The 26430-nt window shown below is 60.4% G+C and carries 26 protein-coding genes; 11 read left to right on the forward strand and 15 right to left on the reverse strand.

Features of this window, described 5'->3' with window-relative positions; translation table 11 throughout:
• Positions 1-10: 10 nt before the first annotated feature.
• The gene (urtB, locus tag HUW10_RS13520; protein WP_174503977.1) at positions 11-919 is read right to left on the reverse strand and encodes an urea ABC transporter permease subunit UrtB; all 909 of its coding nucleotides are present in this window, start codon (positions 917-919) and stop codon (positions 11-13) included.
• Between the two features lie 82 nt (positions 920-1001).
• Positions 1002-2198 carry an urea ABC transporter substrate-binding protein gene (gene urtA / locus HUW10_RS13525; RefSeq protein ID WP_174503978.1) on the reverse strand — a complete coding sequence of 399 codons (1197 nt, stop codon included), beginning with the start codon at positions 2196-2198 and terminating at the stop codon, positions 1002-1004.
• A gap of 316 nt (positions 2199-2514) precedes the next feature.
• Between urtA and HUW10_RS13530 the strand changes: the two genes are divergently transcribed.
• The 8 genes from HUW10_RS13530 (at position 2515) to cynS (ending at position 8022) form a co-directional block, all read left to right on the forward strand.
• Complete coding sequence (locus HUW10_RS13530) at positions 2515-3261, forward strand: urease accessory protein UreD (protein ID WP_217425399.1); 747 nt, start codon at positions 2515-2517, stop codon at positions 3259-3261.
• 12 nt (positions 3262-3273) lie between these two features.
• Positions 3274-3576: an urease subunit gamma gene (locus tag HUW10_RS13535; protein WP_174503980.1), complete on the forward strand. Its 303-nt coding sequence runs from the start codon at positions 3274-3276 to the stop codon at positions 3574-3576.
• 95 nt (positions 3577-3671) lie between these two features.
• A complete protein-coding gene (locus HUW10_RS13540; RefSeq protein ID WP_174503981.1) occupies positions 3672-3980 on the forward strand; it encodes an urease subunit beta in 309 nt (102 codons plus the stop codon).
• Positions 3980-5701, forward strand: coding sequence for an urease subunit alpha (gene ureC, locus HUW10_RS13545; RefSeq protein ID WP_174503982.1), 1722 nt, complete (start codon positions 3980-3982; stop codon positions 5699-5701). The genes HUW10_RS13540 and ureC overlap by 1 nt, the downstream gene beginning before the upstream one ends.
• Positions 5701-6150 (forward strand): urease accessory protein UreE, encoded by a 450-nt coding sequence (locus tag HUW10_RS13550; protein WP_236656393.1) that lies wholly within the window; start codon positions 5701-5703, stop codon positions 6148-6150. The genes ureC and HUW10_RS13550 overlap by 1 nt, the downstream gene beginning before the upstream one ends.
• Positions 6147-6842 (forward strand): urease accessory protein UreF, encoded by a 696-nt coding sequence (locus HUW10_RS13555; protein WP_174503984.1) that lies wholly within the window; start codon positions 6147-6149, stop codon positions 6840-6842. Before HUW10_RS13550 ends, HUW10_RS13555 begins: the two co-directional genes overlap by 4 nt.
• Positions 6839-7489 (forward strand): urease accessory protein UreG, encoded by a 651-nt coding sequence (gene ureG, locus HUW10_RS13560; RefSeq protein WP_174504887.1) that lies wholly within the window; start codon positions 6839-6841, stop codon positions 7487-7489. Before HUW10_RS13555 ends, ureG begins: the two co-directional genes overlap by 4 nt.
• Before the next feature lie 83 nt (positions 7490-7572).
• Complete coding sequence (gene cynS, locus HUW10_RS13565; protein ID WP_174503985.1) at positions 7573-8022, forward strand: cyanase; 450 nt, start codon at positions 7573-7575, stop codon at positions 8020-8022.
• Between the two features lie 89 nt (positions 8023-8111).
• Here the strand turns inward: cynS and HUW10_RS13570 are convergent, their stop codons facing one another.
• Complete coding sequence (locus tag HUW10_RS13570; RefSeq protein ID WP_174503986.1) at positions 8112-8336, reverse strand: hypothetical protein; 225 nt, start codon at positions 8334-8336, stop codon at positions 8112-8114.
• Between HUW10_RS13570 and HUW10_RS13575 the strand changes: the two genes are divergently transcribed.
• Both HUW10_RS13575 and HUW10_RS13580 read left to right on the forward strand, forming a co-directional pair.
• Positions 8325-8738, forward strand: coding sequence for a hypothetical protein (locus HUW10_RS13575; RefSeq protein ID WP_174503987.1), 414 nt, complete (start codon positions 8325-8327; stop codon positions 8736-8738). The two genes, HUW10_RS13570 and HUW10_RS13575, sit on opposite strands and share 12 nt — an antisense overlap.
• A gap of 199 nt (positions 8739-8937) precedes the next feature.
• Entirely contained in the window at positions 8938-9240 is a 303-nt protein-coding gene (locus HUW10_RS13580; RefSeq protein ID WP_174503988.1) for a hypothetical protein, read from the forward strand.
• A gap of 902 nt (positions 9241-10142) precedes the next feature.
• Here the strand turns inward: HUW10_RS13580 and HUW10_RS13585 are convergent.
• The 7 genes from HUW10_RS13585 to HUW10_RS13615 all read right to left on the reverse strand — a co-directional run bounded on the left by HUW10_RS13585 (position 10143) and on the right by HUW10_RS13615 (position 19946).
• The gene (locus HUW10_RS13585; protein WP_174503989.1) at positions 10143-13304 is read right to left on the reverse strand and encodes a type I restriction endonuclease subunit R; all 3162 of its coding nucleotides are present in this window, start codon (positions 13302-13304) and stop codon (positions 10143-10145) included.
• Positions 13301-13954 (reverse strand): hypothetical protein, encoded by a 654-nt coding sequence (locus HUW10_RS13590; RefSeq protein WP_174503990.1) that lies wholly within the window; start codon positions 13952-13954, stop codon positions 13301-13303. The genes HUW10_RS13585 and HUW10_RS13590 overlap by 4 nt, the downstream gene beginning before the upstream one ends.
• The gene (locus HUW10_RS13595; RefSeq protein ID WP_174503991.1) at positions 13951-14448 is read right to left on the reverse strand and encodes a dual specificity protein phosphatase family protein; all 498 of its coding nucleotides are present in this window, start codon (positions 14446-14448) and stop codon (positions 13951-13953) included. The genes HUW10_RS13590 and HUW10_RS13595 overlap by 4 nt, the downstream gene beginning before the upstream one ends.
• Positions 14445-15698, reverse strand: a complete 1254-nt coding sequence (locus tag HUW10_RS13600; RefSeq protein ID WP_174503992.1) for a restriction endonuclease subunit S — start codon at positions 15696-15698, stop codon at positions 14445-14447. Before HUW10_RS13600 ends, HUW10_RS13595 begins: the two co-directional genes overlap by 4 nt.
• Positions 15698-16756 (reverse strand): Fic family protein, encoded by a 1059-nt coding sequence (locus HUW10_RS13605; RefSeq protein ID WP_236656394.1) that lies wholly within the window; start codon positions 16754-16756, stop codon positions 15698-15700. Before HUW10_RS13605 ends, HUW10_RS13600 begins: the two co-directional genes overlap by 1 nt.
• 125 nt (positions 16757-16881) lie before the next feature.
• Positions 16882-18483, reverse strand: a complete 1602-nt coding sequence (locus tag HUW10_RS13610) for a class I SAM-dependent DNA methyltransferase (protein ID WP_174504888.1) — start codon at positions 18481-18483, stop codon at positions 16882-16884.
• Positions 18484-18647: 164 nt separating this feature from the next.
• Positions 18648-19946, reverse strand: coding sequence for a reverse transcriptase domain-containing protein (locus HUW10_RS13615; protein WP_174503994.1), 1299 nt, complete (start codon positions 19944-19946; stop codon positions 18648-18650).
• A gap of 184 nt (positions 19947-20130) precedes the next feature.
• Here HUW10_RS13615 and HUW10_RS18475 point away from each other — a divergent pair, with 184 nt between their 5' ends.
• Positions 20131-20262: a hypothetical protein gene (locus tag HUW10_RS18475; protein ID WP_255540072.1), complete on the forward strand. Its 132-nt coding sequence runs from the start codon at positions 20131-20133 to the stop codon at positions 20260-20262.
• A 117-nt stretch (positions 20263-20379) separates the two neighbouring features.
• On the opposite strand, the gene mobF is transcribed toward HUW10_RS18475, so the two are convergent.
• From mobF to HUW10_RS13640, 5 genes are all read right to left on the reverse strand, one after another.
• A complete protein-coding gene (gene mobF / locus HUW10_RS13620; protein WP_174503995.1) occupies positions 20380-23160 on the reverse strand; it encodes a MobF family relaxase in 2781 nt (926 codons plus the stop codon).
• The gene (locus HUW10_RS13625; protein WP_174503996.1) at positions 23160-25013 is read right to left on the reverse strand and encodes a type IV secretion system DNA-binding domain-containing protein; all 1854 of its coding nucleotides are present in this window, start codon (positions 25011-25013) and stop codon (positions 23160-23162) included. Before HUW10_RS13625 ends, mobF begins: the two co-directional genes overlap by 1 nt.
• Positions 25013-25375 (reverse strand): hypothetical protein, encoded by a 363-nt coding sequence (locus HUW10_RS13630; protein ID WP_236656395.1) that lies wholly within the window; start codon positions 25373-25375, stop codon positions 25013-25015. Before HUW10_RS13630 ends, HUW10_RS13625 begins: the two co-directional genes overlap by 1 nt.
• A gap of 204 nt (positions 25376-25579) precedes the next feature.
• Positions 25580-26038 carry a hypothetical protein gene (locus tag HUW10_RS13635; protein WP_174503997.1) on the reverse strand — a complete coding sequence of 153 codons (459 nt, stop codon included), beginning with the start codon at positions 26036-26038 and terminating at the stop codon, positions 25580-25582.
• 105 nt (positions 26039-26143) lie between these two features.
• The gene (locus HUW10_RS13640) at positions 26144-26350 is read right to left on the reverse strand and encodes an AlpA family transcriptional regulator (RefSeq protein ID WP_174503998.1); all 207 of its coding nucleotides are present in this window, start codon (positions 26348-26350) and stop codon (positions 26144-26146) included.
• Positions 26351-26430: the final 80 nt, after the last annotated feature.

A 26430-nucleotide genomic window follows, 5' to 3' on the forward strand; every position in this document is an offset into this window, starting at 1 on the left:
GGCATCCCCCTCAGCTTTCCAGCGCGCGCGAGCGGATCGCGATTACGCCCTGCGGCCGCACCTGGAGGAACAGGATGACGAAGACCAGGATGAGCACCTGCGCAACGCTGACATCGACGAAGATCTGCGCCAGTGCAGAGATCATGCCCACCATGAAGGCCGCGATCGTGGTGCCGGTCAGGCTGCCGAGGCCGCCGAGAATGACGACGAGAAAGGCCGGTACGATATAGCTTTGCCCCACCGTCGGCGTGACCGGGCCGAGCAGGGCCAGCACTACGCCTGCCATGCCGGCGATGCCGGTACCAAGGGCGAACACCATGAGGTCGATCCGCCTCGCGTCGATCCCCGTCGCACTCGCGACCGGCCGGTCCTGGTTGACCGCGCGGACATACAGCCCGAGCCGCGTCTTCGTCAGCAGCAGCGCGATGCCGCCGAGCACGGCCGCGGTCAGAGCGAGGATGAAGAGCCGTGCCTCCGGCACTGCGAGACCGGCGAGCGGGCCGTGCTGGATCCGGATTGCCTTGTCCAGCCAGCGCGGTGCGACCACCTCGACGCCGATGGCCCCGAACAGGCTGCGTGCCCCTTGCTGGAGGATCAGGCTGACACCCCAGGTCGCGAGCAGCGTATCGAGCGGGCGGCTCGACAGCCTGTGGATCACGCTCCACTCCAACAGGGCGCCGATCAGCGCCGCGCCCAGGAAAGCCACCGGCATCGCGACCAGGATTGCGAGCGGCCCGGGCACGACATGCAGCGTCAGATAGGCGAGATAGCCGCCCAGCATCAGCATTTCGCCATGTGCCATGTTGATCACCCGCATCAGCCCGAAACTCAGGGCGAGGCCGAGTGCCGCGAGCACGAAGAGCGAGGCGACCGAAATGCCGTTGAAAATCTGCCCCAGGAAGAATGCCGTCTCGGTCATGGTAGCGGTTCCGTCATCGGGATGACATCCGGTCCGGCCCGAGGGCGATCACCTGCTCCGGCCGGACCGTTATCAGGTCATGTCAGTGAAGCTTGCAGCTCTTGCCTGGGAAGGTGAGCGGATCGTAGGGCTGTGGCTCGATTTCTTTCGGCGAGCTCCAGACGATCTTGAATTGCCCGTCGGGCTTGAGCTCCCCGATATAGGCCTTCTGAACCATGCTCTGGTTCTGCGCGAACTTTACCTCGCCAAGCGGGCTGTTCATGAAACCGAGCTTCACCGCCGCGGCACGCACCTTGTTCGGATCGAAGCTCTTCGCCTTCTCCGCCGCCGCCGCCCAGATGTAGACGTCTTCGTAGCCATGGACCATCGGGTCGTCGACCACCTGGTCCTTGCCGAACTTCGCTTGGTAGGCCTTGATAAATGCCTGGTTCATCTGGTTCGGCAGGCTCATGTAGTAGTTCCACGCGGTGAAGCTGCCTGCGAGCAGGCTCGGCCCCATCGCCTTCGCTTCCGGCTCGGCGATCGAGAAACTCATGATCGGCAGTTTGTCGGTGCTGATGCCGGCGGCGTTGAGCTGCTTGAAGAAGCTGACATTGGAATCGCCGTTCAGCGTGTTGATGATGATATCGGGCTTGCTCTGCTCGATCTTGGCGATGACGCCGCTGAAATCGGTCCCGCCGAGCGGAACGTACTGCTCGCCGACGACCTTCAGCTTGTCGTGGATGATGTGCTTGCGCAGGATCAGGTTCGCCGTGCGCGGATACACATAGTCCGACCCGAGTAGGAAGTAGCGCTTGTAGCCCTTCTGTTCCGCCCAGGTCAGCGCGGGCAGCGCCTGCTGATTCGGCTGCGCCCCCGAATACATGATGTTGGGCGAGCACTCGTTCCCTTCGAACTGGACCGGGTACCACAGCAGGCTGTGGAATTTCTGGAAGACCGGCAGCATCGCCTTGCGGCTGGCCGAGGTCCATCCGCCGAAGACTGTCACCACGTGGTCCTGCTGGATAAGCTTGGTCGCCTTCTGGGCGAATGTTGCCGGCTCCGACGCCCCATCCTCCTTGATCACCGCGATCTTGTGTCCGAGCACGCCGCCTTTGGCATTGATCTGGTCGATCGCGAGAAGTTCCGCGTTCTCCAGCGGCACTTCGCTGATCGCCATCGTTCCGGAGAGCGATTGCAGAACGCCGACCTTCACCGTTGGTTCGGCGTGAGCGAGCGGCGCACACAGGGCAGTTCCGGCGAGCATGAGAAGGGATAGGCCCGCTTTTTTCAGACGCATCGATGATGACTCCCCACAGGGTATTTGTTCAGGGCGAAAACGTGGCAGAACGGTAGGCGTCATTCGTTGCCTCGCGGTATCGGGCATTTGACGTATGGCCGCCCCTTATCAGACCGGGCGAATTTGCACCGTCGCCCGCCGGAGGGCGGTGCTGTAATTTCGAGCGATGTCGGGGAAAATGTTCGTGGGCTCCAACCTTGTTGCAGTATCGCCTGGCAGCGGTGCCGGTTCGGCAGGGGGGGAGTGTGTCTCCGGCGGCCGCCAACGTGCGATCAGCGCAGCGAGGATCGGCGTGACACGGAGGGCCGGAAAGACCGTGCTTGGTCGTCTCCATCAATCCGGGTCGCTGCGCCTCCGGCTGCCACGCGAAACATCGGCATCGGCGCCGACCGCGGTTCTGCTGAACACGGCGGGCGGCGTTGCCGGCGGCGACAGCCTTTCGCTGGATGTCGATTGTGGCGCTGCTACGTCCCTGACTGTCACTACCCAGGGTGCGGAACGCCTCTACCGTGCGCTGCCCTCGGACCCTGCATCGCGCATCGTCACGAGCATTAACCTTGCGGACGGAGCCTGCTGCGACTTCCTTCCTCAGGAGACGATCCTGTTCGACCGTTGTTCACTCGATCGGCAACTGGTGATCAACATGACAGGCTCTGCCCGCTTTCTCGGCATCGAGGCGATCATTTTTGGCCGGGCAGCGATGGGCGAGACGGTGCAGACCGCCAGGCTGCGGGATTCGATCACCCTGACACGCGACGGCGTGCTGCGATTTCACGAGGTTTTCCGGCCGCCCGGGCAGGTCGCCGCCTGGCGCCAACGGCCAACCGCCCTCGGCGGCGCGGCGGCGATGGCAACGATCTTGCTAGCCTGTCCGGACGCGGGCGAGCGTCTTGTCCCCTTGCGCGATGCGCTGGCATCGTTTCAGCTGGGTGCAAGCGCCTGGGACGGGCTGCTCGTGGGCCGGATCGTTGCGGCGGATGGCGCCGAACTGCGGCGTGCCCTGCTCGCATCGATGGGCGTGCTGCGGCAGGGCCGGGCGATGCCGCGGGTCTGGTCGTGCTGAAGGGAGAGAACGGTGAACCTGACTCCACGTGAGAAAGACAAGCTGCTGGTGGCGATGGCTGCCGAGGTCGCCCGACGGCGCCTGGCAAGGGGCGTCAAGCTGAACCACCCGGAGGCGGTTGCCCTGATTACCGATTTTATCGTCGAGGGTGCGCGTGACGGAAGCAGCGTTTCGGCGCTGATGGAGGAAGGCGCGCATGTCGTCACCCACGCACAGGTCATGGAGGGTGTCGCCGAGATGATTCACGACGTCCAGGTCGAGGCGACGTTTCCCGATGGCACCAAGCTCGTCACCGTCCACCGGCCGATTCGCTAACGCGTCATCCGGTCGGCCAGGGACGCAGCGTTTATCAACATGAAAGCGTGCCGTATCCGGTCCGGCGGGATCGGAAAGGGCGCCAGGAGAACAGGATGATTCCCGGAGAAATCATTTGCGCCGATGAAGAGATCGTCCTGAACGACGGACTCGAGGGGATCGCGCTCGATGTCGCGAACACCGGCGACCGGCCGATACAGGTCGGCAGCCACTACCATTTCGCCGAAGCCAATGCGGCCCTACGGTTCGATCGCGAGGCGGCGAGAGGCCGCAGGCTCGACATTCCGGCCGGCACCGCGATCCGCTTCGAGCCTGGCCAGAGCCGGCAGGTGGTGCTGATTCCGCTCCGGGGCGCCCGCCGTGTTGTCGGGTTCCGGGGCCATGTCATGGGAGACCTCGACTGATGGCACGTCTCCCGCGCTCAGCCTATGCCGATATGTTCGGCCCAACCGTCGGCGACCGCGTCAGGCTCGCGGATACCGAACTCTTCGCCGAGGTCGAACGCGATTTCACGGTCTATGGCGAGGAGGTGAAATTCGGCGGCGGCAAGGTCATCCGCGACGGCATGGGGCAGTCGCAGCGCGCGCAGGCAGATGGCGCCGCCGACACCGTCATCACCAACGCCCTCATCATCGATCACTGGGGGATCGTGAAGGCCGATATCGGCATCCGTGACGGCCGGATCAGCGGCATCGGCAAGGCTGGCAATCCCGACATCCAGCCGGCCGTCACCATCGTGATCGGACCGGGCACCGAGATCATCGCCGGCGAAGGCAAGATCGTGACCGCCGGCGGCATCGATGCGCACATCCATTTCATCTGTCCGCAGCAGGTCGAGGAGGCGCTCGCTTCCGGCATCACCACCATGCTTGGGGGCGGCACCGGCCCGGCGACCGGTACCGCCGCGACCACCTGCACGCCAGGGCCTTTCCACCTTGCGCGGATGTTGCAGGCGAGCGAGGGATTGCCCGTCAATCTCGGCTTTGCCGGCAAGGGCAATGCGTCGGCCCCGGCGGCGCTTGAGGAAATGATTCGCGCCGGCGCCTGCGCGCTGAAGCTGCACGAGGACTGGGGCACGACCCCGGCGGCGATCGACACCTGCCTTTCGGTCGCGGATCGCCACGACGTGCAGGTGATGATCCATACCGACACACTGAACGAGAGTGGCTTCGTTGAGGACACGATCGCGGCCTTCAAGGGGCGGACGATCCACGCCTTCCACACCGAGGGCGCGGGCGGCGGACATGCGCCGGACATCATCAGGGTCGCCGGCTTTTCCAACGTCCTGCCCAGTTCGACGAACCCGACGCGCCCCTACACCGTCAACACGATCGACGAACATCTCGATATGCTGATGGTCTGTCATCATCTTGACGCCTCGATCCCCGAGGATCTGGCCTTTGCCGAGAGTCGCATCCGGCGGGAGACGATCGCCGCGGAGGATATTCTGCACGACCTCGGCGCGCTGTCGATGATGGCCTCGGACAGCCAGGCGATGGGCAGGGTCGGCGAGGTGATCACGCGCACCTGGCAGACCGCCCACAAGATGAAAGTCCAGCGCGGCAAGCTTGCAATCGGCGACGAGGCAAGCGATGCCGCCGCCGACAACGCGCGGATCCGCCGCTACGTCGCCAAATACACGATCAACCCGGCCATAGCGCATGGGCTGTCGCGCGAGGTCGGCTCCGTCGAGGTCGGCAAGCTCGCCGATCTCGTCATCTGGTCGCCTGCGTTTTTCGGTGTGAAACCCGATCTGGTGATCAAGGGAGGGGTGATCGCGATGGCGATGATGGGCGATCCGAACGCCTCCATACCCACGCCGCAGCCGGTGCATGCGCGCCCGATGTTCGGTGCGTTCGGTCGCACCCTTGCCGCGACATGCGTGACCTTTGTCTCCGCGGCGGCGTTCGAGGACGGCATCGGCTCGCGACTCGGCCTGTCGCGCATGGTTCGCCCGGTTGCGAATGTCCGCGGCGGCATATCTAAGGCCTCGATGATCCTGAACGGGGCCACCCCGCTGATCGAGGTCGACCCCGAGACCTACGACGTCCGCGCCGATGGCGAATTGCTCACATGCGAACCCGCCGCGGTCTTGCCGATGGCGCAACGGTATTTCCTGTTCTGATGCGCGCGCAACGAGTGATCCGGGCCGGTGGATGGCTAGGCGACAGCGCTACCGACAGCGTGACCCTCGATTATGACCGCCGTCACCGCCGGCGTCTGGTGCTGACCACCGATGGCGGGCGCAACCTTCTGCTAGACCTCGCGGAAGCCACCCATCTGCGAGATGGCGATGGTCTGGACTGCGGCGATAAGGGGATCGTGCGGGTCATTGCCGCACCCGAGTCGCTGATCGGCATCGCCGCGCCCCCAGCCCTGCTGATCCGTATCGCGTGGCATCTCGGCAACCGGCATCTCGATGTTGCCTTTCAGCCCGGCGACGAATGCGGTTCGCTCCTGATTCGCGACGATCACGTGATCGGTGATATGGTCCGCCGGCTCGGCGCGACGGTAACTCCTGTCACCGCCCCGTTCGACCCCGAGTCAGGGGCCTATGACGGGCATCATCATTGACGACCAGCGGCGGCATAGGGTCAGGCGGGCTGATTCGCCTGCTGACGCTGTTGTCGCCGGCCTTCCCGATCGGCGGCTTCGCCTATTCGCACGGCCTCGAACAGGCGATCGACGCAGGCGACATCGCGAATGACGCCCAGCTCACGGACTGGCTGGCGGCGATGCTGACCGAGGGCGGCGGGCGGAACGATGCGATCCTGCTCCGCTTGTCGTATCGGGCGGTGGCCGGCGATCCCTCCGGCGCCGACCTCGCGGCGATTGCACTGCTCGCCCGGGCCATCGCCCCCTCCGCGGAACTGGCGCTCGAAACCCTGCAGCAGGGTGATGCCTTTGCCATCGCCGCGTCACCCTGGATGCCCGCGGCGCTTGCCCGGCAGCTCCGCGATCTGCGCCCGCTCGCCTACCCGGTCGCCTTCGGCACGGTCGCCGGGGCACAGGATTTCGGCGAGGACACCGCCGTTGCCGGCTATCTGCATGCCTGGAGCGCCGGGCTGGTCTCCGCCGGCGTGCGGCTCATCCCGCTGGGCCAAACCGCCGGGCTGGCCCTGCAATCGAGGCTTGAGGCGATCATCCTGGAAGTTGCCGCGGCAACTTGCGACGCCTCCCCGGACGATCTCTGGAGCGCCTGTCCGCGTGCGGACATTGCCTCCATGCAACACGAAACAACACACACGAGGCTTTTCCGCACATGACAAGACATGGACCCTTGCGCGTCGGCATCGGTGGCCCGGTCGGTTCCGGCAAGACCGCGCTGATGGACGCTCTTTGCCGGGCCTTCCGCGATCGCTTCGAGATCGCTGCGATCACCAACGACATTTACACGCGCGAGGATGCGGAGTTCCTCACGCGCGCCGGCTCGCTGGTTCCCGAGCGAATCATGGGCATCGAGACCGGCGGCTGCCCGCACACCGCCATCCGGGAGGATGCCAGCATCAATCTTGCCGGTTGTGCCGAGCTTTCCCGCCGGTTCCCGGGGCTTGATCTGCTGCTGATCGAGTCCGGCGGCGACAATCTTGCCGCAACCTTCAGCCCCGAACTTGCTGACATCACGATCTACGTGATCGATGTTTCCGCGGGCGACAAGATTCCGCGCAAGGGCGGTCCTGGCATCACCCGCAGCGACCTGCTGGTGATCAACAAGATTGATCTCGCGCCGCTGGTTGGAGCCAGCCTCGAGGTGATGGACCGCGATGCCCGGCGCATGCGTGGCGATCGTCCGTTCGTGTTCACGAACATCAAGGCAGGAAACGGCGTCGACGCCGTCGTCTCCTTCATCGTGAACGCCGGCGGCCTCGACGGCCGGAAGCAGGACTGGCAACACGATACGCCCCCCGACTAGCCGCCGTGGACGACCAGTTTCCGACAGGATCGGTCATGATCCAGTCACCACGCACATGCTGTGCAGATCGAAGGAACGAGTGGATGAACGATGCCAAAACCGCCCTCGGGCGCAAGATATTGCAGATCAAGAAGGCCAAGGGCTTGAGCTGGACGGAGATTGCCGCGCGGCTCGGCCATTCGCCCGTCTGGGTCTGCGCAGCCTGTATGGGCCAGATGTCCATGACCGCCGAGACCGCCGAAAAGGCGGCAATGCTGTTCGGTCTCGATCCTGAGGAGGCCGCGCTGCTGGCAGAAATTCCTTATCGCGGGTCGCTGCCGACTGAGGTCCCGACCGATCCGCTGATCTATCGCTTTTACGAGCTGGTTTCGGTCTACGGGACAAGCTGGAAGGAATTGATCCAGGAAGAGTTCGGCGATGGCATCATGAGCGCGATCGACTTCGACATGGCGATCGAACGCCAGCCCGACCAGAAAGGCGACCGCGTGAAGGTTACAATGAGCGGGAAATTTCTTCCCTACAAGCGATACTAGGCCCTGTGGGTATCGAACTAAGCCGCTGACGCGGTAGTTGCGTCTGAAGCAGCGGCTTTCCTGACGTGGTCTGGCGCGAGGCTCTGGACTCACCTGATCCATGATGTGACGGCGAGGACGAGGCAGATGCCTGCGAGGAAGTTTCGTGCGGTTTTGTCGTAGCGTGTGGCGATGGCGTCGAAGGGCGGAATGGCACGCTGACGGTGATGCGGTTCGGTCAGTTGGTTATCGACCAGGGCGAGCTTGTGCTGCTTCGCTTTGCGGCGAAGGAGGTAAAGAACGGGCGGCGTCTCGAATGCGAATTGCCGTCGCACCTGCTGCCGCACTTTCGCTACTACGTCGACGAGATCCTGCCCTTGATGGGCGGAGCCCAACCCGGGCCCTCGTTCTGGCGAAACGTCGACGGCTCACCGTTCGAGTATGCCGGGATCATGCAGATGTTCCGCCGCCTGACCGCCCGGGAACTTGGGCAAGCATTCGCCCCCCACGCCGCGCGCAGCGGAATGTCGACCGCGCTGGCCGCGATCGCACCCGACCAGCCCGGCCTTGCGGCTTCGGTGCTCGGGTCGTCCGAGCAGGTCGTCGAGCGGCATTATCTCAAGGCGACCATGCTTGAGGCCTCACGTCAGGCCAATGCGGCGCTGGAGGCCGAGCGGGAGGAGCTCAGGCTGCGTGCCCGCACCCTGCTCGCGCGGAGGAGGGGGACTCACATATAGGCGCCATAAAATATCAATATAATCATATATTTATATAGATATATGTCTGTATTTATGCTATATTATTCATGCAGACATCCTTGCATCGCAACCCTGACGCACCCGCGTGGACTATACCACGCGGGGCGGTTCCGTCTGCCTGACCGGCACGATCATCCATGCCGGTGCGTCTCGGGCTGATGCTTTCTGGAAACTGAACATGACCACAACAACGCTGATCCAGGCGCTGCGTGCTGATGCGCGCGCGAAGCTGGAGCTCGTCCATACGCTGGACGATCTCTACAACGCGACCGCGGTGCTGGCCGAGCTCATCGGCCTCATGCGCACGGCGCCTGAAGACCGCCCCCATGCCGCGGCGGGAGATGATCCCGAGCGGCTCCTGGCCGGCGACCTTCTGATGCTGGACACGGCGCGCGCGGATCTCGTCGCGCGTCTCGATGCCCATGGCCGCGCCCTCACGGCCGGCCTGTTCGGCGCCCATCAGGCGGCCGACCAGACCTGACTGCAGCCCCACCCTGCACAACGCGGGGTGGGGTTTTTGGCTTTCTGGCGGACGTTAATCGCACCATCCCCAAAAATTTTTCGCATTTATCCCTTTGATAAAGACAATCCCTGTATTGATCTGTCATTGCTAAATAGCACTACGGAGATGCGAAGGATTATTCGTCTCGTAGAGGGCATCTACGATGATGACCTTGAGAATGATGAGGATAGGGGCTCATTTGGCTGGTGGATTTGGCCGAATGGGGAATTGGAAGAGTGTCCAGACGCGGGCACCCATGTCGATCTTACGTGGGAGGAACTGGATCAGGACTTCGAAATCGTTGGCAAATGAAAATCTCAATCCACGGAGGAATTCTACGGAATCCGTAACCAGAGTTCTTCCCAGCGCCTTTAGCGGCTCCGTCACCACCGCTTTCGCCACTATGCCCTCGATCACCACCTGCTTAACGTCAGCTAGACGAACCTCGATCCGACCTTGGTTTTTGAGTGTGGCTGCTACATATTGCCAATTTTGCTGATCACGGACGTGTGATGCTTATTAACCTTATCTACTGCCACTAGTCTCGCGGCGTGTCGCCATCACAACGCCCGCAGAATACGCCGTCATGGCATGCCTTCAGTCAGACCACGCGCAGCTTAAAGATGTCCGAACGGTCCCATAAAATTGTGATCCGGAGAGCATTATCGGAGTTTGGGACAAATTTGTGGGCAAATCTTGCCGAAAAAGGGAAAAATTATTAAATATCAAGATAATAAAAAGCGGGTCTGGCGGAGAGGGTGTCCGAATAAATTTTTATATAAATCACTGAAATAATTGAATTAATTTAGAGATATTAGATATTATCCCACACTAAAACCCTCATATTTACCTGCGCCCCCTCGAAAAAATGCCTCTTTCACTCAAACCAGCTCTGCAGAAAGCGCCTCGGCTTGTTCAAGGACATTTTGTACCGCAGTGTCTTGGAGGTCAGGGGGATAGCCATATTTCCGTAGGATACGCTTAACCCTCCGCCGAATATCGGCCCGCGCGGAGACCCTATGCGCCCAATCGACGGTGATATTTTTCCGGATATCCTCGACCAGCTCATGGGCAATGACCCGCAAGGCAGGCTCACCCATCAGGTCGCGGGCGCTTTGGTTGTCAGCCAGGGCGTCATAGAACGCTATCTCGTCAGGGTTAAGGCCGCTTTCCTCGCCGCGCTCGCGGGCCTCACGGATTTCCTGGGCCAGGTTGATTAGTTCCTCCAGCACCTGCACCGTCGTCACGGCATTGCCGTGGTAGCGGGCGATTGCCGCGTCCAGCCGGTCCGAAAAAGCCCTGGCCTGGATCACGTTGCGCTTGCCTTGGGACTGGACCTCGCCGTTGAGCAGCTTGCGCAATGCCTCGATGGCCAGGTTTTTCTGGTCCATGTCACGGACCTCGGCCAGGAACTCATCGGATAGGATAGAAATATCCGGGCGGTCCAGCCCGACTGCCGCCATGATGTCCACGATTTCGGTGGAGATCACGGCCCGGCTGACAATCTGTTGGATTGCCAGCTCTCGCTCGGCGGCGCTGCGGCCGGTGCTGGCGGTCGTCTTGATCAAGGCGGCCCGCACGGCCTGGAAGAACGCCACCTCATCGCGGATTTCGCGGGCCTCCTCGCTGGCGGCGGCTATGGCGTAGAGTTTGGAGAGAAGCAGAACCGCGTCGGCATAGTGGAGGTGGGCGCGCTTTTTCTCCTCTTCCTTGGATTTCTCCGCCGCCAGCTCCTGTTGCAGCGTCAAAATCCAGTCCATCGCCCTCGCCATCACGGTAAGGCGCAGTTGCGGCGTGGCGGCCTCGGCCATTGCCGGGCGGTAATCGAAGCCCGCGGCCGTGTCCGGGCGGAACATGTCGCGCACGACCTCATAGCGCTCCATCATCGTCGCCACGGCGGCTTCCTCATCGATGCCGGTCTGTGCCCGGTCAGCACCGGAATACTGGCCGAGCGCGGTCTTCAGGTTCTGGGCGATGCCGATATAGTCCACCACCAGCCCGGCCGGCTTATCGCGGAACACACGGTTCACGCGGGCTATGGCCTGCATCAGCCCGTGGCCCTTCATAGGCTTGTCGACATACATCGTGTGCATGCTGGGTGCGTCGAATCCGGTCAGCCACATATCGCGCACGATGATGAGTTTTAGCGGATCGTTGGGCTTTTTGGCGCGTTTGGCGAGCAGTTCGCGCCTTGTCTTGGGGCGCTTGCCTATATGTGGCTGCCAGGCCGCCGGGTCAGAGGCGGCGCCGGTCATTACCACCTTTATTACCCCGGCATCATCGTCGTCGCTATGCCATTCTGGGCGGAGTTTCACGATTTCATCGTAGAGCGCCACACAGATACGGCGGCTCATGCACACCACCATCGCCTTGCCATCAAGCGCGGCAAAGCGGGCCTCCGCGTGTTTGACAAGATCAGCGGCGATCAAGGCCAATCGCTTTTCGGAGCCGACAACGGCCTCCACGCTGCCATATTTGCGCCCCAGCCGATCTTCTTCGCCCTCAACCAAGTCTTCCGTCAGTTCCGCAATCTCGGCGTCGATCCGGGGCTTGTCTTCCTCGGGAAGCTCAATGCGGGCCAAACGGCTTTCATAATAAATCGGCACGGTCGCACCGTCGGCCACGGCGCGGCTGATGTCGTATACGTCGATATAATCGCCGAAAATCTGCGGCGTGTTTACATCGCCGGTCTCAATCGGCGTGCCGGTAAAGCCAATGAACGAGGCATTTGGCAAGGCATCGCGCAGGTATTTGGCGAAGCCGTACGAAACCTGGCCCCCCCTGGCGTTAATCTTGCCTTTGAAGCCGTACTGGCTGCGGTGGGCCTCGTCCGCCATCACCACCACGTTGCGGCGATCTGTCATTAGCAGGAAATCCCGCTCGTCATCTTCGGGCATGAATTTCTGAATGGTGGTGAAGATCACACCACCGGAGGAGCGGGTAAGCAGTCTGCGCAATTCATCACGACCCTCGGCACGCTGCGGCGTCTGACGTAACAGGTCTTTGCATTGGCCAAAGGTGTTGAAGAGCTGCTCGTCCAGATCGTTACGGTCGGTTAGCACCACGATGGTGGGGTTGTTCATGGCCGGGTGCAGGATCACCTGGCGGGCGTAAAAAGCCATAAGGAGGCTCTTGCCTGAGCCTTGCGTGTGCCACACCACGCCAATGCGCCTGTCCCCATCACTTCTTGTGGCTTGCACTGTGTGGTCTAAGGCGCGGCGCACGGCGTGAAATTGGTGGTAACCCGCGATGACTTTTGCCAAGCCGCTGCCAGTATCGCTGAACAACGTGAAATCCTGCAGCAGTGCCAGCAAATGCCTCTGGTCCAGCACACCCTTCAGCAGGATTTCCAGTTCCGCCATGCCTTTGGCCACGCCATCGCCGCTGACGGTGCGCCAGGGCATGAAGCGTTCGCGGTCGGCGGTGAGGGAGCCGATGCGCGCGCTCAACCCATCAGAAATGACCAGCGCGGCGTTGGTGCGGAACAGGGCGGAAATTTGTGCCTTATAGGTCTGCAACTGGTTGAAGGCGCCATCCAGCGTGGCGTTTTCATCGCCAGCATTTTTCAGCTCTATGACAACGACCGGTAGGCCGTTGAGAAACAGTACCATATCCGGCCTGCGGTTGGTCTTCTGCTCAATTACGGTGAACTGGTTGACGGCCAGCCAGTCATTTGCGGCCGGGTTGGAAAAATCCACTAGCCTTACCAAATCGCCTTTTATGGTGCCGTCAGGTGCCGCAAACTCAACCGGCACACCTTCCACCAGATAGCGGTGCAGGCGACGATTTTCTTCCACCAGGCCGGGATATTCGGCGAGTTGCACGCGGCGGATCGCCTCCGCCTGCACTTCTGCCGGAATGGTAGGATTGAGTCGTGCTACGGCCGCGTTCAGGCGGGCAGAGAGGATGACTTCATCATAACTTGTTCGCTCAGGGTGGGCGCTGTCGGGCGCGATATCTGGCCCATGCAGGATAGAGTAGCCGAGCTCCGACACCCAGGCCAAAGCCGCATCTTCGACATGGGTTTCGGTAAAACGCGTCACGCACGCTCTCCGTCTTCAATGTAACTCAGCCATGGGATGGGGCGCATTATCGCCTTTGGTTCCTGCCCAGGAGGCGGCGTTGTCCATTCAAACGTAGCTGGATCAGGATTGAACAGCATCTTGTAATGCGCAGTCTGAAATTTCTTGCCGAACACATCCTCATAATCGAGCCAAATTTCCCACGGCTTGCCCGTTATCGATTGAAAATCGGTTATATTAAATTTCTCGTGGAGGCGGATGGGTATGACAAGCGGATCGGTTGGGCTGCCATAAAACGCTCCTGCGCCAAGCGCTGACAACTCCCACGGCTCTGTCATCCAGCCATTCATATCGAGAAATCGAAACCTGAGTTTCAGCTTCAGGGCTGGGCCGGTGCCTATATTTTGCAGCATGCAATTGATCACTATGCGGCCAAAGCTGGGCGCTTCCGGTGAAGGATCAATACTTTTGATTAGCTCTCCTCGCCCGGCCCATGGGTCAACATTGTTATAGGGTGTAAGGCAGCATATGGGCTTGAGGCGGTCTCGGTGCTGGCGCTCGACATCCTTACGCTGTTGCTGGCCTTGGCGGATCACGCAGAATGTCGCGATAGCCAAAGCTAAAGTGCCGATGCCCGTTAACGCGCTCCACAAATCGGCCCAAGAATTCATAGCGAATCAGCTTGTGCGTAACGGTTCCAGTTAAGGCGGACATACTCAGCCATACCCCGAGCGGGGGCATAGGGTGGATAGATTGCTTGGAAGGCGGCAATCGCCGCTACAATGTTCTTCTGTGCAAGAATATCCGTATGTTTCAGTAGATAAAGGAGCGCGATACTTGGCGACCGAGATTGACCCTGATTGCAGTGGAGTAGGATTTTGGAGTGGCTGATATTTTTGTGGATGGTCTCGATTGCCACATCGATGATTTCTACCGGAATGAAGTTTGGATTCGGTGCGTCAATGAGGTTGAGAATAAGCTGCCCTTCGCGCCACGCATAAAAATACTCTGCGCCCTTAGGTGCGCTCTTGCCCGGAGCGTACCCTAAAGCCCGGCTATGATACGGTTCTTTGCAGGCATGGATGAAAAACCAGCCTGCTTGACCGCTAAGGCGCCGCTCATCCGTCTCCGATCCAACAAAGAGATTGGGAATAACCTCAATCATGCCATGGCCTCCAGGACTTTTTCGGCGTCGCGGACACGGATTTCGCCGGACATAAGCTTGGGCAGGAGAAGGTCCCGGGTGGCGGCTAGGGTCTCGGTCTCCTCGGAATTCGACCGCATTCGCTGACGCAATGGTGCAACTAATCGGTCAAACTGGTTCCTTAGTTCGTCGTCGCTCCAAGGCACGGGGAGACGATAAACGTTGTTGCGATTTAGACCGGGTACCGCCGCATCGGTGTTCATAGATTCCAGGCCAAGTGTCTGTAAGTGATAGTAGCAAAAAGTTAGTGGAGCCATCGGCTTTATATAAAAGACCGTATCGATCGGAAAAAAGGGGCGGTCTTCCCAATAAAGTACCCCCACAGTTCCTTTTCGGCCAATGATGACGGATGGACCTTCAACTAATGCCTCATTGTGGTATCCGGTAACGCCACCCGACCCGTAAACCGGTACCGGTCCAGCCGACCTTTCGCTTGCCTTCAATGCCTTGCCATAGGCGAGCTCAAGAATATCTTCGACACGTCTTTGGCCCCACCCCTCCGGCTTGCCTTCATCATCCAGGCGGTCGGGGAAGAGGGACCAGATTTCTGGGGCGAGGTAGGGGGGGCGGCCTTCGGCTTTGGCGCGGGTGGGGCCGAAATCGACAAACCAATCCTTGAACACCGCCCGCGCCATCGCCTCCAGCGTCTCGTTCATCTGGCGGTCGAGTTCGATTTTGTCGTCCAAGGCCCCCAGGATGGACGCAATCCCCCGCTGGATTGGCAATGGCGGGTACGGGAGTTTGAATGATCTCAAGGATGCTAAGGGCTGCCCAATTCCGGGTGTGCCTACTTGTGAGGCATACTTTAGAATTTCTTCTCGGCCAGCCCGTGACTTAAAAAAGTAATAGACAAAAAGTGGATTAGCTTTTTTTTCGTCCAGATCAATTTTCATAAGGCTGGTGGACAGAAAATAACGTGAATATGCGCCTGTTGGCACCAGGGCAACTTCGCCCACGGAGCCACGATGAGGGAAAACAAGTGTGCTAGGTTTGACTACACACCTAGGCATGGAGTCAGCGAAGTTATCAGATATATAAACCCAATCGCCCTTCCATGCCCGGGTGTTTGAAATATTTGTTCCTCGAATAACAGGAACGCCCGAGGGCACATAGGTATCTGCTTTCATCGCAGAGCCGAAAGGGCCGATGGCGATTGCGCCGTTATTAGGTGCAGCAAGAGTACCGAGAGAGACGTCAGTCCATTCACCCATCACGACCGCCCCTCCGGCATGGCAAGAAACAACCCCACGAGCGCCGTATTGATATAATAATTATTCCGCCCGGCCTGGTGCTTATCCACAAACCCAGCCTCCGCGAGTGCATCAAGATATTTCGCCGCCGTCTGGCGTGATTTCAGATCAAGCTCCTTCTGCACATATTCGATGCGCGTGTACGGATGGCGGAACAGATTGTTAAGAAGCTCCTGGCTATAGAGTTTTGGCAGTTGCGCCCGCATGCGCTGCTTCACGCTGACCATCTGGCCGCGTATGCCTTCCACCAGGCCCAAGGTGGTTTGCGCTGTCCGCGCCACGGCCTCCAGCATATACATCACCCAAGCCTCCCACTCCCCCGTGTCGCGCACGGTTTGCAGCAGCCGGTAATAATCGGATTTGGTGCGGGTGATGTGGCCGGAGAGGTAGAGGATGGGAATGTCCAGCAGCCCTGTGCGGGTGAGGTAGAGCACATTGAGGATACGGCCAATGCGGCCATTGCCATCCGGGAAAGGGTGGATGCTTTCAAACTGGTGATGGATGAGCGCCATTTTTATCAGCGGGTCGAGGCCGGAGACACCATCATCGTTCACAAACCGCTCCAGGGCGGACATATGCGCCAATATCTCCTGCGCATCCTGCGGCGGCACAAAAACAATCTCGCCATTGGACTCGTTTTTGAGCGCCGTGCCGGGCGTGGCGCGGAACCCATCGTCCCGGCGCTTGAGCAGGCGAAACATATCAATGAGCGTGCCATTGCGGATCAACCCGCCGGTTTGTTGCAGGTGGGCATAGCCCAGGCGCAGCGCATCGCGGTACAAGGCTACTTCCTTGGCGGCGGGCGATTGCGGGCCTTCAGGGAAGAGGTCGGCCTGGAACAGCTCATCCTGAGTGGTGACGATGTTTTCCACCTCGGAGGAGGCTTTCGCTTCCTGTAAAGCCAGCGTGTCGATGAGAATGCCCTGGTTAGGGATCGTCGCCGCCCGGCCCTTGAGCTCCGCCAGCGCGCGGTTGGCCGCTGCCAGCGCCTTCAACACCGGTACGGTTTCAAGGTCCACCGCAGGGGGCAGTTTCGGGATAATGTATGTTGGCTTTAACATGAGAACCCAGACATGTTAAAAAAACTTCGTTTTATGAACATGTCGAGTCGATATGTCCATAAAAACCGAGTTTCGCGCACATATCATGGGGTCACCAACTTGAGCCGCTCCCGGATGGCGGCCGTGAGCTCATCGGCCTTGGCGAATTGGGCCTCCAACGTGGCATTCAGGGCCGCGAATCGCTCGGCAAACGGCACATCATCCTCTTCCGCCTCCGCTGCCCCCACATAGCGGCCAGGGGTAAGCACATAGCCGTGCCCCGCAATCTCAGCCCGGCTGGCGGCCTTGCAGAAGCCGGGGATGTCGGCGTAATCACCTGCTTCAGCCTCGCCGCGCCAGGCATGATAGGTGCGGGAGATTTGCTCGATATCGGCGTCTGAGAACTCCTTGCGGGTGCGGTCCACCAACGCGCCGAGTTTACGGGCGTCAATGAACAGGATTTCGTCCCGGCGGTCGCGGAAGCGGCCATTCTTCTTGTTGCGGCTCAAGAACCACAAGCACGCGGGAATTTGGGTGGAGTAGAAAAGCTGGCCGGGCAGCGCGATCATGCAATCCACCACGTCGGCCTCCACCATGGCACGGCGGATAACGTCCTCGCCACTCTGGGCGGAGGACATGGAGCCATTGGCCAGCACCACACCCGCCGTGCCGTTGGGTGCCAAGTGGTGGACGATATGTTGCAGCCAGGCGTAGTTGGCGTTGCCCACGGGCGGGGCACCGAATTGCCAGCGCACATCCTCCCGCAGGCGTTCGCCGCCCCAGTCCGAGATATTGAAAGGGGGGTTGGCGAGGATGAAGTCGAATTTTTTGTCGCGCCATTCATCCTTGTGGAAGCTGCCCTCGTTGTTCCAGGCGATGCCGCTGGCATCGATTCCACGCACGGCAAGGTTCATTTTGGCGAGGCGCCAGGTCGTGTAATTACTCTCCTGGCCATAGAGGGCGAGCTGACCGATGCGCCCGCCATGGGCTTCCAAAAACCGCTCGGCTTGCACAAACATCCCGCCCGAGCCGCAGCACGGATCATAAACCCGCCCCTCTACGCCACGCGCAAGGTCCGGGAAGGGCTCCAGCATTTCCACCAACACGCGCACGACGGAGCGGGGGGTATAGAATTCGCCGCCACGCTTGCCCTCGGAGCCCGCGAAGCCGCCCAGGAAATATTCGTATACGCGGCCCAACAGGTCCCGGGCCTTGGCGCCCTCGACTCCAAGGGCGATGCCAGAGATGAGGTTGATGAGCTCGCCCAGCATCACCTTATCGAGAGCGGGGCGGTTATAGTCCTTCGGCAATACCCCTTTGAGGGTGGGGTTTTCGGCCTCAATGGCGGCCATGGCATCGTCAATGAGCTTGCCGATGGTGGGCTGCGGGGCATTAGACTCAAGATGAGACCAGCGAGCCAACTTAGGCACCCAGAAAATGTTCTCACCTATATACTCGTCGCGGTCCTCGGCAGCTTCGGGGTCTTCGCGCAGCAGGGTTTCGTGCCTAGCCTCGAAAGCTAGGGAAATATGACGCAGGAAGATCAAACCAAGAACGACGTGCTTGTAATCCGATGGCTCAAGATTCTTACGCAGTTTATCGGCGGCGGCGAAGAGGTCGCGTTCCAGGGCCAATTGCCCTTCCGGAGCAGGGTTTTGTGCCGATTTAGTAGTCTCGCCCGATTTACGTGGCCGCCCTCGTGCCATGGTATCCAAGTCTCCGGTGTTCGTAATGTGCATCCATTGGTTAATTCATGGAGCAGGGATTGCAACCGGGGAAAGGGTGCGTTCACACATTTGGGCCAAGTATGGTTGCAAGGACGAGTAAGGGATACGGCCTGGAAGGAGCCGAAGGTCAAAAAATCTAATTTTTACAGCTCGTTGAGTTTTGCAATCTCTCTTAGTGCAGCTTGCTCGAAGCGCCTCACCTGGCGGATAATTTTTTGGTTTGTGCCAAAGGCAGTTGCACTGCGCCTGCCGTAGGATGAAAAATTTCGAAGTGTCCGGAGTGCCCCTTCTTCATTAATTTTGATATACGAAAAGCGGCGGTAAAGCTTCTTTGTGTGCACTTTACTTGGTGCTCCCGCTACGGCACGCCACTGCGCTGATTTTTTGGCACGCCGTATGGCTCGTTTCATCTTGCGCCACTGTCGGGCGAGTGAACTTTCACGAATCGCGGCTCCTGTTTCGCCAAAAGTGAAACCGAGATATTGCGCCATTTTAGTGGTGCTGGGCATAGCCCGCCCCTTCTCGAAAAGAGTCTTTTCGGTCTTGTGCGGAGCAATCTCCAGGTTTTCAGCAGTGATCAGACCTAAAATCTCGGCTTCTATCGCCAGCGCATCTTCAGGTCTGCAAATGACAAGAATGTCGTCGGAATAGCGACGGTAGAACGCACTGACCTTATCGCAACAAGCTCTGGCTGCTGCGTCAAAGTCCATCATGTAGAGATTGGAGATAGCGGCACTAATTGGTGTGCCCTGCGGGATTCCGCGACGATGACCTTTGGCCAACTCCGGATTGGCATGAAAGGCAATCCCCTCCGCCTTCAACTCCTCCATGCTGGCGATCCGGTTACGGCTTCTCTCCTTGAGGCGCTGCCCGAACAATGGATGGGCCTTCAGTTCTTCAAGATCGACATAGTGAAAGCGGGTAATGAAGCGAAAGACCTTGTACCAGTCATCCGCAAGCTCGATGACTCCCAGTAGAGATTTCAGCCGCCGCTTGAGAAGGCCATGGTCGAGAGTATCAAAAAAGCTCGTGATGTCGAAAGCCAAGAATACGACAGGGGCCGCTGCCTGCGCGAAAGCCATAGCCTTTGCTGCAAAATCATAGTTGCCCAGACCAAGCGCACGGTAAGCGATGACGTTGTCCGAGATGCCTGTCGCCTTGTATCGGGCGTCGAGCGCCTGATTAATCTGATGGGCATAGTAGGAAAGAATGCAGGCATCCCGGTGGGACGCATATTTGATTGGGCGTTCTTTCTGAGTGATCTTCCGCGTCCCAGTCGTTGCGCATTTTTTGTAGCGTGTCTCTGTCTTCGCGTAGTGGATGAGCGGTGAGAATGCGTGCCGCGACACTACGGCAGGGTCCATCACCTTGCGGGCAAAGGCGTCATTGACGGGCAGGTCAAAGTGCCGATAGCGGCGCGGCTTCAGCCAATCTGGCGGCACGCGGTCCCCCTCTCGCAGAGTTCGGGGGACTGGCCCTGACCCTGGGCTCCGGCCAAAACCGGGCGTCCCCCGAACGCACGCCACCTTCTGTCAGCCTTTGCGTTCAGCATCTCAACTCCAAACGCCTCGCTAACACGGGTCTCGAAACGCGAGGTGGTATAATGTAACCGTGGAGGTTCGAGCGATGCTCGATGTCTCATTCAATCTGGCGGCGGTCATCGTGATGCTTGTCGGCACCATGTGGCCGGGTCACCATATCGAGGTTGACAGTCTCAACAGTCCGACCGCCAAACCGATTCCTGACGGCAAATTATAATGGAAGCAAGGTGCTTACGCGTCAAGGGCCGTTCTGAATTCGCACCGATGGCCGTAACCGCCCAACGCCCAATACAGGCAGATACTCGTAAAGCCCCAGCTTCCTAATCGAGGCTTATTAAAGCGCCAGACCCTCGGATGAGGCAGCTTCATGCTCCTGCGCCGTGCGACTCCCCATACCGGCATTCACCTCCGCGCCAAGCGCGGTTTGCTTTAGTCCCGCGCGCTCCAGTAGAGCACTCACAAGCTTGCCCCGGTCATTGGTGTAAATGGCGGTGGCCTCCTTGGCGCGGGAGAGCGCTACATAGAAGCTCTTTTGATCCAGCAGGTTCGTGGCGGCGCTATCGGCGTGGATAAAGGTTCGCTCAGCGGTTCGCCCCTGAGCCGCGAAGGCTGTCGCCACATAGGCGTGGGCAATGTGCTGGTCTCGGGGGCTATCCAGGGTAAGCGTCTCAACCTTGCCCCTGGCCAGCCGGACCGTGGCACTGCGCGTGCCGGGGTCAATGGCGGTAATCTCGCCCTGCTGGCCGTTGATCCGCCCCAGGGCGCGGTCATTGCGGGTGAACTGCATCTTATCTCCCGCCCGCAGCTCAATTGTCTCGGCGCTGAAGGCTTGAGACTGCGCCGCCCCCCATTGGCGAAGCCGCCAGTCGATCGTCCTGCCGGTCTGGTCAGCCAGCAAGATCGCCGCCTTGCCGGTGTCGATGCCGGTCACCCGGTAGGCCTGCGCCTTGGATACGCCCTTGTCGGCATAATCCTTGGCGAAGCGGATCATGTCGCCGATGGCATAGCTGTGCAGGTCTTTGGCCTCGGCACGGGTCATATCCTTGGAAACAAACCTTGGCACGGTGATCGCCGGGCCGTGAAGCTGGCCACGATCGGCAAGGGCATGGCGGATTTCCTGGGTCAGCGTATCACGCCCTTCGCGGGACGGCTCGATCACCAGCGCCTTGCGCCTCTCTTTGGTGTCCAACCTGGCGTAATCCTGGGCGATCTGGGCAAAGCGGGCCTCGCGGGTGCCTTGCTCGACGATGCGCCCGCCGCCCGAATCCAGGGCGGCCAGGGCCTTCTTGGCATCACCAGCCAAGCTGGCCTCCACCGCTGTTTTGGCGTGCTCGTTGGTCTGGCGCAGGATTTGGGTGAGGCGGGCAGTTTCCATGCCAGCACCCTGTAGCTGGGCGAAGGCAGCGCCTGCCTCAACGGAACTAAGTTGCGCCGTGTCACCCACCAGCAGCACCCGCGCCCAGTGGGATTCGGCCAAACCCAACAGCTTAGCGGCATCGGCGGTTGAAATCAGCGAAGCCTCATCCACAATCCATAGCCGCTCCTTCGTTGTGGGGCGGCCTGGCGCGAGTAAATGCCGGGCCAACGTGTCGGCGCGGACCTCAAGCGCCTCTCCCAAAACCTGCGCCGCCGATGCCGTGGGGGCGAGTGCTACCACCTGGATGCCCCGCGCCTCGGCCTCCCGCGCGATGGTCGTCAGCACCGTGGAGGTTTTGGCGGTGCCTGCCGCCCCCTGCAAACCAATAACCCGGTTGCGGCTGGCAAGAATTTGCCCCGTCGCTATCCGCTGCTCGTCGGTCCAGCCATGTCCCTGATGGGCGCTGCGCCGCTCGGCCTCGGCAACAACACGAGCGGCGGCAACCGGAGACAAGATCGGTTCCACCTGCTGACGGGCTTGCTCTTCCAGCCGCAACATCGTGGTCTCGTTGGCGATACTGGCGGCGGTGGTGAAGCCCTCAAACGTCACTCCGCGCCGGTCAAGGCACGCGCGCGCCTCCAACCCGCCGGTCTTCTCCGAGCGGGCGATGGCGGCGGCAATGTCATCATGTCCAACGCGGCCCATGCCAAACCGCCCCGCCGCCTCATGCAGCGCCGTGGTGGAGAATACGGATTGCCGCTCGCCCAGCATCGCCGCCCCCTGCGCCACGGCCCGGTCAGCCGCCAGCTCGCGTGTAAACTCCTGGTCAACGCTGAGGGTGGCATTTCCCCGCGCCTCGGCCTGGGCAACCAAACCCCGCCGTGCTTGTTCATCCCATCCGGCTGTATCGGCGGCCTCACGCCATGCGCCGATCAGCTCGGCATGAGGTAAGGCTTCTTTGGCCAGCCGTGTATCCAGCGCGGCGATCTGCTTCTCGGCGGCGCTGGCCTTGGCCCGGCTTTTGCCCCGCTCGGCCAACCGGGCCTCAATCGCCGCACTGCGCTGACTGAACGCCTCCAGGGTTTCTTCGCCAATACCGGCAATCTCGAAGGTCGAATCCTTGCCGCGCTCAATGGTGTAACCAAGACGCTGCACTTCGGCAGCCAACTCCTGGCGAAAAACGGCGCCCATCTGCTTTTGCATCTGGTAGAACGCGCGCGGTTCCAAGCTGCGCCATTGCCCGGCCTCATCGCGGGTCATGTTAAGAATGACATTGTGGGTATGAAGCTGCGGGTCGAGCGCCCGGCTGGTGCCATGCCGGAAAGAGGCGATGACCAGATTGCCGGTCGCCTCCCGCCGGACAGAGCCGTCCTCCCGGATGCGGGTGGCGGTAAAATGCTGCTCCGCCAGTCCCAGCGCGGTTTTCACAGCCCGCTCATGGGCAGCGATGAGGCGGCGGTCCCCCGTCACCTCAGCCATGATCGAAACGGATTTGGGTGCGCTGAAGGTCACATCCCAGCCGGGCCGGTGCTCCCATTCACCGTCGCGCATCGTGCCCAAGCTTTGACCGGCGACATGCCCCTCCAGCAGGCGGGCGAACTGCTCTCGGTCAACGGTCCCGGCCAGGTTCAGTACCTGCGCGCCGTGGCCCAACCATTCCGAGGGGGCAAGGCCCCCTTCGGCATAGTAAGATTCATCTGCCTCATAGTACCTGGCGGCCTGCCCGGCGCTGGTCAGGGCGGAGATTGTCGCCACCATCACACCGGCCCCGGTCCAAGAATTGTACCCTGGATAGGGGCGCCGTGCGTTTTAGCCTTCTGGGCCTCTTCGGCCTCCTGCAATCCGCCCCAGAGTGTTTCCGAAACATCGGCGGGGATGAAGTCAGGCTGCCTGGCCGGGCCACGCGCGATGATATGGTCATTCGTCAGCTTGATCTTCGCCACTGGTAAGCCATCAGGCAGCAGCAGATAGCCGGTGTGTTTGGGCAAGCGCAGATCGCTTTCCAGCACGGCGGCGCGTAATTCGCGCATCGTGCTCAAGGTCCGCTGCGGTTTGCCCGTTTTGGGGTCGAACATCTCGGCCAGGGTCGGGATTTCCACCTCGACGCTGCCTATGGTTGCCGATGCCCATTCCCGGCTGGCATGGTCGCTCATTTGGAGAAATAATTTGCTGTTACAGCAGCCCAAGAGAGCCTCGCTACCATCTGGGCCGTAATGCCCGCGCATCTGACCGATGGTTTGGAAGGACAGGATGGCACAAGCACCAAATTTGCGGCCCTGCGGCAAAAGGCGTTCGAGGTTCTGGACCCGGGGGAGGTCTGCCAATTCGTCCAGCAGGAACCACACTCTGCGGGTTGGGCTGGCGGACAAACCCAGCATGGCCGACGCGGCACATTCGAGCCACAGAGCCATTAGCGGTTTCATGGCCTCGAAAAAATCTTCCTGACGCGGCACAAATATCCATGGTTTGCGCCCCCTATGCTGGTCAATCCCCTTGAAAAATTTGGAAACCGAGAAGGAAGCCTCACCATCCCGAGGCGTTGTGCGCAAGAACATGAGCAAGCTCACCGCCTTGACCAACATAAACAGCACGCTGGCGGTGGCACGGTCGGCGCTTTTCTCGAAGGTACGGGCCGATGATGTGTTGGCTAACCAGCTTTCCAGCTCCTGGCGCGGCATAGATTGCAGCGCATTCAGTAATCCTTTTAATGTGCATTTCTCATCACGCCAGAGATTTCGTATTATGTTTGAAACGAGATTGCGGGATGTCTCCAGCCAAATATCCTTATCTTCATCGCCGGTCTCATTGATGAGGTAACGGGCAATCCGGTCGGCGTCGGCTGGGTGGATAATCTCAGCGAAGGGGCTCCAAAATGCTCCGCGCTGATCAAACGGGTTCAAAATGATATCACCCCGTGCCGGATCGTAATAATTGGCGACGAATTCGCCGCTGGTGTCGTATACCAACGCTGCCTCGCCTCGGGTTTCTATGACATCGAGCTGAAGTCGGAGCTGCGTTGTTTTGCCGCCGCCGGTTGTGCCGATCAAAGCGACGTGCCGGGTTTCCAATCCACTTGGCAGGGTGACGTCGCCAAATTGCAGGCGCGGTTCGTTGTTTTCCTCGGCTGTCATGTCAGCCAGGGTCGTTTGACTGACCATCCGCGTACCCCGGATGACCCGATCCGCCAGGCGCTCTTCTTGCTTGCGCCGCCGCCGGTCAGACGTCAGCCAGAGGCCAACCATTCCTCCGGCAAAGCCCAATCCGCTACCCAGCCCGAGGGTTCGGGCAAAGCTTACCGCTTCCTGGCGCAATGGCTGGAACCTTGCCCATTCTTTGACCCCAGTGCGCGCGGTTTGGCCGTGCCAGGCTATCGTCATCTCCGGGTCAGACGCTAAATCTGACAGGAGAAAACTGCTGAAGGCGGCTATGCCATATTCAGCATCAACCTGTATTTTCGGCGGACTGGTCATCACCGCCCCAAAGGCCAATGCGCCGATCAGCGCGCTGCCCACCAGTACGCGCGCATTGAAGCGGAATTTAACTTGACCATCGGCGCGGTCACGCGCCCGCAAGGCGGCAATATGCGCCCGGTTGCTGCTGTCTTTGGACATTATGAATCTCCGGCAAGCTTAATTTGTCGGGTAAAAGCATCTTGAATAGCCTGAGTGAGCTTGCTCTGATCTGCACTAGGACCGGCTGCGGCGCGGGCGTAGGTGTAGGCGGCGCACGCGACAAATAGCGTGCGCTCTGTTAGGCGCTCGACATGGGCCAGCCGCGCGGCAAGCGCCCCGATCTCCTGGGCAATCTCAGCAGTGAGCTGTGGCGCGGTTTGGTCATCGGAGAGCGAGGCAATGCCCACCCGTACACACTGTTGCAGTAGGGCGTAGGTACTGGTCTCGCGGGCCTGTGCGGCGCGTTGCAGGGCCTTACTCAGCGTCAGAGGGAGGCGCACGGAGTGCTGAACAAACTTCATGGTCAGTCCTCTCCCCGCATCCGGCGCGCATCCTCGGCCAACTCAGGCGTAGCGCGAGGTATCGAGCACCCGCCATATGCGCACCCGGATCGCACCCGTAAAAAGCCGCGAAACTCAGCCGCAGGCCAGTGCGTGCGGTGTGTTCCTCTTTCCTTGCCTCGATGCGCAGCATCGGGGCTCTCATCGAGGCAAAAGTGCCGGGGTTTATGCATCTGCCGCCCCCCGATACTGATGTTGAGGCGTAATCTTCCAACGGCCGCACATGGTCTCATCAGCCCATTGCCGGATGCTCGCCTCGATTCCCGCCTTGATGCGGATATCCAGGTCTTGGGCCTCTTCAGACGAGAGGCGCGCGGTCAGGCCTGGCGTCTCGACCAAGCCACCCGCCGGGCGGTAGCCTCGTTCATCGGTTATCGAAGGGCCGTCGATGCGGCAGAGGGAGGCCGTTCCCAGGTAGACATTGAGGGGCGGCACGTCCCAGCGATGCCAGAGCGCGACAGCGCAGCGATAGGTGTCGCCGGTCCGGCCTTCCCGGGTCAGCATCTCTATGATCGGTTTGACGAAGTGAGCGATACGCGGAGTTGACCGCACGGTGAACGTGGCGGCATCCTCGGGGAAAAAGCGGGCACGCAAACGGGCGGCGATAGTCTGAAATAAAGGCATAGGGTATCCTTTCCGTGCTCTGGGCACGAATCCGTGAAGTTCAATTTTTAAAGGAGATGCGGGCGGCCCCAGGCTGGTTAGTTGCAATGGGGCCGGATCAGCCCGTCAGGGATAGGTTTGGGTGGGAAGGCTCTGGAGCCATTGATCGATCTCGCCGGATCGCCAGCGGATACGTCCCCCACCTAGAACTACGGGGCGTGGAAAATCCTGGTGCCGCATGCGGCGGTAAATAGACGAACGGCTCTTGTAGCCGGTTAGACGCATAACGTCGTTGATCGTCAGCAGGCGGGTTGTAGGGACATCTTGGCTCATCGTGCGTTAACCAGTTCAGTTTCAGGTTATGCGCACGCTGCCGTTTATCGACGGAAAGGTCTCTGCATAAATCGGAAGAA

The sequence above is a fragment of the Acidiphilium sp. C61 genome (assembly GCF_905116885.1).
In the GTDB taxonomy this organism is placed as follows: domain Bacteria; phylum Pseudomonadota; class Alphaproteobacteria; order Acetobacterales; family Acetobacteraceae; genus Acidiphilium.

Coding starts and splice junctions, on each gene's coding strand:
- urtB (WP_174503977.1), bottom strand. CDS start 919: ATGACCGAGACGGCATTCTTCCTGGGGCAGATTTTCAACGGCATTTCG.
- urtA (WP_174503978.1), bottom strand. CDS start 2,198: ATGCGTCTGAAAAAAGCGGGCCTATCCCTTCTCATGCTCGCCGGAACT.
- HUW10_RS13540 (WP_174503981.1), top strand. CDS start 3,672: ATGATTCCCGGAGAAATCATTTGCGCCGATGAAGAGATCGTCCTGAAC.
- ureC (WP_174503982.1), top strand. CDS start 3,980: ATGGCACGTCTCCCGCGCTCAGCCTATGCCGATATGTTCGGCCCAACC.
- HUW10_RS13550 (WP_236656393.1), top strand. CDS start 5,701: ATGCGCGCGCAACGAGTGATCCGGGCCGGTGGATGGCTAGGCGACAGC.
- ureG (WP_174504887.1), top strand. CDS start 6,839: ATGACAAGACATGGACCCTTGCGCGTCGGCATCGGTGGCCCGGTCGGT.
- cynS (WP_174503985.1), top strand. CDS start 7,573: ATGAACGATGCCAAAACCGCCCTCGGGCGCAAGATATTGCAGATCAAG.
- HUW10_RS13580 (WP_174503988.1), top strand. CDS start 8,938: ATGACCACAACAACGCTGATCCAGGCGCTGCGTGCTGATGCGCGCGCG.
- HUW10_RS13590 (WP_174503990.1), bottom strand. CDS start 13,954: ATGAATTCTTGGGCCGATTTGTGGAGCGCGTTAACGGGCATCGGCACT.
- HUW10_RS13595 (WP_174503991.1), bottom strand. CDS start 14,448: ATGATTGAGGTTATTCCCAATCTCTTTGTTGGATCGGAGACGGATGAG.
- HUW10_RS13600 (WP_174503992.1), bottom strand. CDS start 15,698: ATGGGTGAATGGACTGACGTCTCTCTCGGTACTCTTGCTGCACCTAAT.
- HUW10_RS13610 (WP_174504888.1), bottom strand. CDS start 18,483: ATGGCACGAGGGCGGCCACGTAAATCGGGCGAGACTACTAAATCGGCA.
- HUW10_RS18475 (WP_255540072.1), top strand. CDS start 20,131: ATGCTCGATGTCTCATTCAATCTGGCGGCGGTCATCGTGATGCTTGTC.
- mobF (WP_174503995.1), bottom strand. CDS start 23,160: ATGGTGGCGACAATCTCCGCCCTGACCAGCGCCGGGCAGGCCGCCAGG.
- HUW10_RS13625 (WP_174503996.1), bottom strand. CDS start 25,013: ATGTCCAAAGACAGCAGCAACCGGGCGCATATTGCCGCCTTGCGGGCG.
- HUW10_RS13630 (WP_236656395.1), bottom strand. CDS start 25,375: ATGAAGTTTGTTCAGCACTCCGTGCGCCTCCCTCTGACGCTGAGTAAG.
- HUW10_RS13635 (WP_174503997.1), bottom strand. CDS start 26,038: ATGCCTTTATTTCAGACTATCGCCGCCCGTTTGCGTGCCCGCTTTTTC.
- HUW10_RS13640 (WP_174503998.1), bottom strand. CDS start 26,350: ATGAGCCAAGATGTCCCTACAACCCGCCTGCTGACGATCAACGACGTT.